The sequence below is a fragment of the Streptomyces sp. NPDC005963 genome, from assembly GCF_040638655.1.
Lineage (GTDB): Bacteria > Actinomycetota > Actinomycetes > Streptomycetales > Streptomycetaceae > Streptomyces.
Genome location: NZ_JBEXVD010000025.1, coordinates 120,392 through 127,907, shown reverse-complemented (window position 1 = coordinate 127,907; position 7,516 = coordinate 120,392). Strand labels below are relative to the sequence as shown.

Annotated in this window: 7 protein-coding genes; 4 read left to right on the top strand and 3 right to left on the bottom strand. The window is 67.9% G+C overall.

Going from position 1 to position 7,516, the window contains the following annotated elements:
- Window positions 1-133 precede the first annotated feature (133 nt).
- Together ABZ348_RS27565 and ABZ348_RS27560 are read right to left on the bottom strand one after the other, a co-directional pair.
- Entirely contained in the window at window positions 134-805 is a 672-nt protein-coding gene (locus tag ABZ348_RS27565) for a response regulator transcription factor (protein ID WP_358937489.1), read from the bottom strand.
- Window positions 806-815: 10 nt separating this feature from the next.
- The gene (locus ABZ348_RS27560) at window positions 816-1,700 is read right to left on the bottom strand and encodes a RecB family exonuclease (RefSeq protein WP_358937487.1); all 885 of its coding nucleotides are present in this window, start codon (window positions 1,698-1,700) and stop codon (window positions 816-818) included.
- Window positions 1,701-1,825: 125 nt separating this feature from the next.
- Here ABZ348_RS27560 and ABZ348_RS27555 point away from each other — a divergent pair, with 125 nt between their 5' ends.
- The 3 genes from ABZ348_RS27555 (at window position 1,826) to ABZ348_RS27545 (ending at window position 4,905) form a co-directional block, all read left to right on the top strand.
- The gene (locus ABZ348_RS27555; protein ID WP_358937485.1) at window positions 1,826-3,094 is read left to right on the top strand and encodes a site-2 protease family protein; all 1,269 of its coding nucleotides are present in this window, start codon (window positions 1,826-1,828) and stop codon (window positions 3,092-3,094) included.
- A gap of 105 nt (window positions 3,095-3,199) precedes the next feature.
- Entirely contained in the window at window positions 3,200-4,087 is an 888-nt protein-coding gene (locus tag ABZ348_RS27550) for a tRNA (adenine-N1)-methyltransferase (RefSeq protein WP_358937484.1), read from the top strand.
- 236 nt (window positions 4,088-4,323) lie between these two features.
- Window positions 4,324-4,905, top strand: coding sequence for a hypothetical protein (locus ABZ348_RS27545; RefSeq protein ID WP_358937482.1), 582 nt, complete (start codon window positions 4,324-4,326; stop codon window positions 4,903-4,905).
- Window positions 4,906-4,963: 58 nt separating this feature from the next.
- On the opposite strand, the gene ABZ348_RS27540 is transcribed toward ABZ348_RS27545, so the two are convergent.
- Window positions 4,964-5,275 carry a ferredoxin gene (locus ABZ348_RS27540; protein ID WP_358937480.1) on the bottom strand — a complete coding sequence of 104 codons (312 nt, stop codon included), beginning with the start codon at window positions 5,273-5,275 and terminating at the stop codon, window positions 4,964-4,966.
- A 273-nt stretch (window positions 5,276-5,548) separates the two neighbouring features.
- On the opposite strand from ABZ348_RS27540, the gene arc reads away from it, so the two are divergent.
- A complete protein-coding gene (gene arc, locus ABZ348_RS27535; RefSeq protein ID WP_358937478.1) occupies window positions 5,549-7,315 on the top strand; it encodes a proteasome ATPase in 1,767 nt (588 codons plus the stop codon).
- The last annotated feature ends 201 nt before the right edge of the window (window positions 7,316-7,516 follow it).

The following is a 7,516-nucleotide window of genomic DNA, read 5'->3' as shown; positions in this document are numbered from 1 at the left end:
GTACGTTCAGTTTGTGAGTTATTTTTTTTGTAATTTTATATTAATTTAAAGAATACGAACCCACCCCACCACCCCCCCCCCCGCCCCCCGCGCCCCCCCCCCCCCCCGCCGCTGTACATCCCCCATCGCCCGCTCACTGGGCCCCGGGGCGCACCAGACCGCTTTCATAGGCGTAGACGGCGGCCTGCACCCGGTCCCGCAGCCCCAGCTTGGTCAGCACATGGCCCACGTGCGTCTTCACCGTCGTCTCGCTGACGAACAGATCCGCGGCGATCTCGGCGTTCGACATGCCCCGCGCCACCAGCTTCAAGACCTCCACCTCGCGATCGGTCAGCGTGTGGAGAGTGTCCGGCACCGGCTCCTCGCCCGACGGCAGGTGTCCGGCGTACTTGTCGAGCAGCCGCCGGGTGATGCTCGGGGCCAACATCGCCTCACCGGCCGCAACCACCCTGATGGCCTGCACCAGCTCATTGGCGGGCGCGTCCTTCAACAGGAACCCGCTGGCCCCCGCCCGCAGCGCCTCCACCACATACTCGTCGAGGTCGAAGGTGGTCAGCACCAGGACCTTCGCCTGACCGTCCCGCCCCGGACCGGAGATCTGACGGGTCGCTTCCACCCCGTCCATCCGGGGCATCCGGATGTCCATGAGCACCACATCGGGCTGGAGGGCCCGCACCTGGTCGAGGGCCTGGAGACCGTCCCCGGCCTCGCCGACGACCGCGATGTCCTGCTCGGCCTCCAGAATCATCCGGAAACCGGTGCGCAGCAGAGGTTGGTCATCGACCAGTAGAACGCGGATGGCCACGGGCAACTCCTCACAATTGGTCAAGACCCATTCTGCCCTGACCATCCTGCGACGCACCGGCCGGGGAAATGCTCAACGGATAAACCGGGGGAGTGCCTCCGAACTCAGGACAGACCGCCCGATGATCACACCAGCCGCACAGCTTCGTCGGACGCGGACGCCAGTCCCCCGACTCCGTCGCCTGCCTGATGGCCTCCCACAGCGCCAACAGCTTGCGCTCGACCCGCTCCAGGTCCGCCGGCACCGGGTCGTACGTCAGCACGTCCCCACTGCCCAGATAGACGAGCTGAAGCCGCCGGGGCACCACCTTGCGCAGCCGCCACACCACCAGGGCGTAGAACTTCATCTGGAACAGCGCGCCCTCGCTGTACTCCGGACGCGGCGCCTTGCCCGTCTTGTAGTCGACGATCCGCACCTCGCCCGTCGGTGCCACGTCCACCCGGTCGATCACACCGCGCAGCCGCAAGCCGGACTCCAACTCCGTCTCCACGAACATCTCGCGCTCGGCGGGCTCCAGCCGGGTTGGGTCCTCCAGGGCGAACCAGCGCTCCACCAGGGACTCGGCCTCACCCAGCCAGCGCCCCAGCCGCTCGCCGTCCGCATCCCCCTCGAACAGCCCGCCCAGCTCCGGCCGGGCCTCAAGCAGCCGGTCCCACTGTGCCGGAACCAGCGATTTCGCCCGCGGCGGCGTACGCTCGCCCGCTGGGACGTCGAACAGCCGCTCCAGCACCGCATGGACCAGCGTGCCCCGGGTGGCCGCCTCGCTCGGCTTCTCGGGAAGCCGGTCGATCACCCTGAACCGGTACAGCAGGGGACACTGCATAAAATCGCTCGCGCGCGAAGGCGAAAGCGACATGGGCGGTCCACCCGGCGAGGACTGCTGGCTCGTACTCATGACGCAGACCCTACGGCCCGCCACTGACAGCGAGCGCAATACCATCGACGTCAGAGCCCCAAGACTGCATGATCGAAGGGCCCGGGTCCGCGCATCGACAGCGCACCCCAAGACGAAGGGAACCCGTGAACGAGGACGACAGGCGAGGCGAGCGCGAGCGAGCAGAGACCGGAACGGAGGGACCGGCCCCCCAGGGCACCCCTCCGGACGGCAAGCCGCGGCGCCCCGAAGGTCGCCAAGGGCCGGGAGGCGGTCTCCTCATGGGCCGCCCCTTCGGCGTGCCCGTGTACGTCGCCCCCAGCTGGTTCCTCGTCGCCGCCCTGATCACCTGGGTGTTCGGCGGTCAGCTCGACCGCGTCCTGCCCGACCTCGGCGGCCTGCGGTACCTCGTCTCCCTCTTCTTCGCCGTCGCCTTCTACGCCTCCGTACTCGTCCACGAACTGGCGCACACCATCGCCGCGCTCCGCTTCAAGCTGCCCGTGCGGCGCATCCAGCTCCAGTTCTTCGGCGGCGTCTCCGAGATCGAGAAGGAGTCCGAGACCCCCGGCCGCGAGTTCATCCTCGCCTTCGTCGGACCACTCCTGTCCCTGGTCCTCGCCGGAGTCTTCTACCTCGGGATGCAGACCGTCGAGCCCGGCACGGTCCCCGGTGTCCTGCTGGCCGGCCTGATGATCTCCAATCTGATCGTCGCCGCCTTCAACCTGCTGCCCGGGCTGCCGCTGGACGGCGGCCGAATGCTGCGTGCCGTCGTCTGGAAGATCACCGGCAAGCCCATGAGCGGCACCATCGCCGCCGCCTGGGTCGGCAGGGCGCTGGCCGTCGCCGTCCTGATCGGGCTGCCCCTCCTCACCCACGCCGGCGTCCTCGGCAGTCCCGCCCAGGACATGGGAGGCATGGAGACCGTCACCGACGCACTCCTGGCCGCCATCCTCGCCGCGATCATCTGGACCGGGGCGGGGAACAGCCTGCGGGTCGCCCGGCTCCGTGAGCACCTCCCGGAACTCGAAGCGCGCACGCTGACCCGCCGCGCCGTTCCCGTCGAGTCCGACACCCCCCTCTCGGAGGCCCTGCGCCGCGCCAACGAAGCCGGTGCCCGTGCCCTCGTCGTCGTCGACGGACAGGGCGACCCCATGGGACTCGTCCGGGAGAGCGCCATCGTCGGCGTGCCGCAACACCGCCGGCCCTGGGTCGCCGTCGGCGGTCTCGCCCAGGACCTCACCGACGACATGAGGCTGCCCGCGGAGCTCGCGGGCGAAGCCCTCCTGGACCGACTGCGCGCCACCCCCGCCACGGAGTACCTGGTGATCGAGGATTCCGGGGAGATCTACGGAGTCCTGTCCACAGCGGACGTCGAGCGGGCCTTCGTCGCCGCGATGGCCCGCCCCGGCAGCTGAGCCGGGACGCACCGGACGGGTGCTTCCACTTCCGTGGGCCGTCCACCCCGCCGGCGGGCGGCGGCCCTGGTCTCCGGCCCCCTGAGCGGCCGGTAGGCTGGTCACATGTCCGAACCGACCGGTGCCGCCCGCCGTCGCGGGCCCTTCAAAGTCGGGGACCAGGTCCAGCTCACCGATCCCAAGGGACGCCACTACACGTTCACGCTCGAAGCGGGAAAGAACTTCCACACCCACAAAGGGTCGTTCCCGCACGACGAGCTGATCGGCGCTCCTGAGGGCAGTGTTGTCCGAACCACGGGAAACGTCGCCTACCTCGCGCTGCGCCCCCTGCTCCCCGACTACGTCCTGTCCATGCCCCGCGGCGCCGCCGTGGTCTACCCCAAGGACGCGGGGCAGATCCTGGCCTTCGCCGACATCTTCGCCGGTGCGCGGGTCGTCGAGGCGGGAGTGGGCTCGGGCTCGCTCAGCGCCTTCCTGCTCCGCGCCATCGGTGACCACGGCATGTTGCACTCCTACGAGCGCCGCCCCGACTTCGCCGAAATCGCCCAGCAGAACGTCGAGCGCTACTTCGGCGGTCCGCACCCGGCCTGGCGGCTCACCGTCGGTGACCTCCAGGACCACCTCGACGACGCCGATGTGGACCGGGTCATCCTGGACATGCTCGCTCCCTGGGAGTGTCTGGACGCGGTCTCCAAGGCCCTGGTCCCCGGTGGCATCCTCTGCTGCTATGTGGCGACCACGACCCAGCTCGCCCGGACCGTGGAGTCCATCCGGGAGATCGGCTGCTTCGCCGAGCCACAGCCCTGGGAATCCATGATCCGCAACTGGCACGTCGAGGGACTCGCGGTCCGTCCCGATCACCGCATGATCGGTCACACCGGTTTCCTGGTGACCGCGCGCCGCCTCGCGGACGGTGTGGAACCCCCGATGCGCCGCCGCCGCCCGGCCAAGGGCGCCTACGGCGATGACTACGAAGGCCCCAACAAGGGCTGACGCCACGACAGAAACCCGACGCCGCCGTCGAGTTCCCCATCCGGTGCACTTCGCACTGGGGAACTCGGAGGCGGCGTTGTGGCGTTGTGAAGTGCAGTACCCGGAAGCGGGCGCCGACTCCCCATGAGCCGGTGCCCACCCCGCTGTTCCCCGTAGCTGTGACGTGTGGCACGATGCAAACCTCCCGTCCGCCGCCGACACCTCCGCCGGCTCCGTATGTTCAGGAGACTTCACGCGTGCAGACCTCCGCCGTCCCGGACCTCGCGCACACGCGGACCCGCCCGGTGCACTGGCTCGCCACGGCGACCGCGATGGCCGCGGTGGTGGCTCTCGCCGGATGGCTCCAGCCCGACAGGGCGACGGCGGGGGCGGCCGGATCGAAGCCCGGCACGGCGATCGCCGCAGCGCCAGCGCAGGCGCCCGACCCGACCGGGGTGCCCTTGCCGCTGGAGTGTCCCGGCGTGCCGAGCCTGATCACCGAACGCGCCAGCGGCGACCTCGACGGTGACGGCAGGCCCGAGACGGTGGTGGCAGCACGGTGTGATGCGGGGTCCGGCACTCCGCCGGCGGGCCTCTTCGTCCTGACCGCCGTAGTCGATCAGGCCCCGCGCGTCGTGGCGACCCTGGTGGAACCGCGGGCGCAGCGCAGTGTGAGCAAGCTCGCCCTCAGGGACGGAGCGATCACCGCGACCCTGCTCGGCTACTCGTCGCCCGAAGTGCCCAGCTGCTGCCCGGACGAGAGCGAGAGCGTGGAATGGCGGTGGACGGGCGGTAAGTTCCTCCGTACGACGCACAACACATCGGATCAGGCGCTGTAGGGCGAAATCCGTCCAAAGGGTGCACCTCTAGCGGTGGGAACGCTATGTATCTGAATTGTTACTCAGCGTTGGGGCCGTAGATCTCTACGCTGTCCGAAACGCGTCGTACATGGATGCAATCTCCCGGGCACTCCCGCGCCGAGTCCACGACGTCCTGGAGGAGTGGCAGGGGTACGGGCGTTGTCGCGCCGGCGTCCTGGAGCAACTCGTCGTCGACGCTCTTCACATAGGCGAGGCCGTCGATGTCCAGCTCAAAGACGTCCGGTGCGTACTGGGCGCAGATCCCGTCCCCGGTGCAGAGGTCCTGGTCGATCCAGACCTCCAGTGCCTCCGCAGTGGCTTCGGATGGGGCCTCGTGCTGCACGCTCATGTCTCCTGCCGTTTCCATCGCCGAGTGGCGCGACCCTCGGCGATGTGACCGAAAGTGAGGCAAGTCGCGCGGGGTCTGACGGGTGTTGAACGCTTCGACGATACAACCGGCCGCTTTCCGATGTTGATGGGTGGGTATTCCCCTGGCGTGAGGGAGAGCGCAAGGGTGAAGATCGGACACACCCCCATCCTCTTTGTGATCTAGGGGTTTCAATCACCACCCACGCAGGTAGGGTCAGGAAGCGTCCAGCTCCCCTTGGAGGAGGTGAGGACCGTGGCAGCCCACGACGACGACATCAACCGCGGCATCCGGCCGGGGCGGGGGTCTGAAGACCCAGCCGGCCAGGTCGCCTACCTAGAGCAGGAAATCGCCGTCCTGCGCCGCAAGCTCGCCGACTCTCCGCGGCACACGAGGATTCTCGAAGAGCGAATCGTCGAGTTGCAGACGAATCTGGCCGGCGTGTCCGCACAGAACGAGCGACTTGCCAACACGCTCCGTGAGGCCCGCGACCAGATCGTGGCCCTCAAGGAAGAGGTCGACCGGCTCGCACAGCCGCCGGCAGGCTTCGGTGTCTTCTTGCACGCCAACGAGGACGGCACCTGTGACATCTTCACCGGGGGCCGCAAGCTCCGGGTGAACGTCAGCCCCAGCGTCGAGCTTGAGGAACTCCGACGCGGCCAGGAAGTCATGCTCAACGAAGCGCTCAACGTGGTCGAGGCCATGGCGTTCGAGCGCGCCGGGGACATCGTCACCCTCAAGGAGATCCTTGAGGACGGCGAGCGGGCCCTGGTGGTCGGTCACACCGACGAAGAGCGGGTGGTGCGGCTCGCCGAACCACTGCTGGACATCACCATCCGTCCCGGTGACGCCCTGCTGCTCGAACCTCGGTCCGGCTACGTCTACGAAGTGGTCCCCAAGAGCGAGGTCGAAGAGCTCGTCCTCGAAGAAGTTCCGGATGTCGACTACAACAAGATCGGCGGGCTGGGCAACCAGATCGAGCTGATCCGCGATGCCGTCGAGCTGCCGTACCTCTACCCCGACCTCTTCAAAGAGCACGAGCTGCGTCCCCCGAAGGGCATCCTGCTCTACGGTCCCCCCGGCTGCGGCAAGACGCTGATCGCCAAGGCCGTCGCCAACTCCCTTGCCAAGAAGGTCGCCGAAGTCACCGGTCAGCCCGCGGGGAAGAGCTACTTCCTCAACATCAAGGGCCCCGAACTCCTCAACAAGTACGTCGGTGAGACCGAGCGGCACATCCGCCTGGTCTTCCAGCGGGCCAGGGAGAAGGCCAGCGAGGGCACCCCCGTCATCGTCTTCTTCGACGAGATGGAGTCCCTCTTCCGCACCCGTGGATCCGGTGTCAGCTCGGACGTGGAGAACACCATCGTCCCGCAGCTCCTCGCCGAGATCGACGGTGTGGAGGGCCTGGAGAACGTCATCGTCATCGGCGCCTCCAACCGCGAGGACATGATCGACCCCGCGATCCTGCGCCCCGGCCGACTCGATGTGAAGATCAAGATCGAGCGTCCGGACGCGGAGGCCGCGAAGGACATCTTCGCCAAGTACCTGACGTCCACCCTGCCGCTGCACTCGGACGACCTGTCCGAGCACAACGGCTCCAAGGCCGCCGCCGCCCACGCCATGATCCAGTCGGTCGTGGAGCAGATGTACGCGGAATCCGAGGAGAACCGCTTCCTGGAGGTCACGTACGCCAACGGTGACAAGGAAGTCCTCTACTTCAAGGACTTCAACTCCGGCGCGATGATCCAGAACATCGTCGACCGGGCCAAGAAGATGGCCATCAAGGCATTCCTCGACCACAACCAGAAGGGCATCCGCGTCTCCCACCTCCTCCAGGCTTGCGTGGACGAGTTCAAGGAGAACGAGGACCTGCCCAACACCACGAACCCGGACGACTGGGCTCGTATCTCCGGCAAGAAGGGCGAGCGGATCGTCTTCATCCGCACTCTCGTCACCGGAAAGCAGGGCGCCGACACCGGTCGCTCCATCGACACGGTGGCCAACACCGGTCAGTACCTGTAGGAGGCACACCGGCTGCGGATGCCCCCGGCCGGGCATCCGCAGCCGGTTGCTTTCCCCACAGGTCCGGCCACACCCCGGCAAAGACGTAATTGATCTCCCCACCGGCGCGACAGCGTTCTAGGCTCATCCGTACCGCCGAGTCGCGTGCCGCGGGGTCGGGCACCGCAGCGCGCATCGGAGCACCAGCGGTACTTGAGCGAC